This is a genomic window from Bradyrhizobium sp. HKCCYLRH3073 (assembly GCF_051167995.1).
In the GTDB taxonomy this organism is placed as follows: domain Bacteria; phylum Pseudomonadota; class Alphaproteobacteria; order Rhizobiales; family Xanthobacteraceae; genus Bradyrhizobium.
In genome coordinates this window covers 1-1505 of record NZ_JBNPUD010000036.1, presented here as the reverse complement: position 1 = coordinate 1505, position 1505 = coordinate 1, and the positions used below count along the sequence as shown (strand labels likewise).

The 1505-nt window shown below is 71.4% G+C and carries 1 protein-coding gene; it reads right to left on the bottom strand.

Translation table 11 applies throughout. The annotated features are described in order from the left end of the window. On the bottom strand, positions 1-1505 hold a 1505-nt coding region (locus ACQR1X_RS32490), incomplete at both ends, for a condensation domain-containing protein (protein ID WP_434900360.1).

Genomic DNA, 1505 nt, shown 5'->3' with positions numbered 1-1505 from the left:
GCCGTCGCGTTCCACGTTTGTAGCTGGCGCCGTTCGTCGGCGCCGAGCATCGCGAGGCTGCTGAGCCGCACCGTGCCATCGGCCCTCGCCATCGCACCGAGCAGGGTCGCGACATGGCCGGCCAGCCGCGCCATGCTGGCGGGCGCGAACATCTCGGCGTCGTATTCGAGAATGCCTTCGAGGCCGCCGTCGGCGGTCGGCTGCAGCGACAGGGTCAGCGCGAACTTGGCGACACCGGGCTCCGGCGGATGCATCCGCGTGGTGAGGCCGGGCATGTCGGGGGCGCGGAAGGCGGCGGCGTTCTGTAGCGCCAGCATCGCCTGGAACAGCGGGCTGATGCCGAGCTGGCGCTGCGGCTGCAGCTCCTCGACCAGCTGCTCGAACGGCAGGGTCTGGTGCGCGAAGGCGGCGAGATCGGTCTCGCGCACGCGGGCGAGCAACTCGGCCAATGTCGGATCATCACTGAGGCGCAGCCGCAGCACCAGCGTGTTGACGAAGAAGCCGATCAGGCCCTCGAACTCGCGGCGGGTGCGGTTGGCGATGGGGGTGCCGATGCTGATGTCGTCGCTGCCGCTCCAGCGCGCCAGCACGGTGGCGAAGGCGGCGTGCAGCACCATGAACAGGGTGACGCCATGGCGTCGCGCGAGCGCCTCCCAGGCTGCGACTTCGCCGGCCTCGTGGCGCAGATGCACGAAGCCCGCGGGATGGCGCGGCGTCGCCGGCCGCGGCAGGTCGAGCGGCAGTTCGAGCCGCGCCGGCGCATCGGCGAGCGCCGTGCGCCAGTAGGCGAGCTCGCGCGGAATCGGACCGTTGGGATCGGCCAGCAGCTGGCGGTGCCACAGCGCGTAGTCGGCATAGTGCACCGACAGCTCGGGCAGGCTCGCAACCGTGCCGTTGCGGGCGGCCGCATACAGCCGCGCCAGCTCGCCGAAGAAGATGCCGGACGACCAGCCGTCGAAGGCGATGTGATGGATGACCACCGCGAGCACGTGGCGCTCGGGAGCGAGCCGCACCAGCACCGCATGCAGCGGCAGGTCGCGCGACAGATCGAAGCGGTGCTGCACCAGGCCGTCGAGTCTTGCGGCCAGCGCAGCGTCGCGGTCGGCGGGCGAGAGATCGGAGAGGTCGTCGTGCAGCAGGCGGAAGGCGCCGGCCGGGCGGATGATCTGCACCGGCGCATCGGCCTTGAGCTCGACCGTGCTGCGCAAGCTCTCATGGCGTGCGACCAGGGCCGTCAGCGCGCGATCGAGCGCTTGTGGATCAAGCGCGCCATCGAGGTCGAGCGCGAAGGGAATGAGATAGGCGGCCGAGCCGCCTTCGAGCTGATCCAGGAACCAGAGCCGGGTCTGGGCGGCGGACAACGGCAGGTCGACCGGACGGGGCACGGCGACGAAGGCGGTGGCCTGATCGCCGGTCTCGCCGTCGAGGCAGGCGGCGAGGCGGGCAATGGTCGGCTGCTCGAACAGCCGGCGCAGCGGCAGCTCGCGGCCGAACTGGCTGCGCAG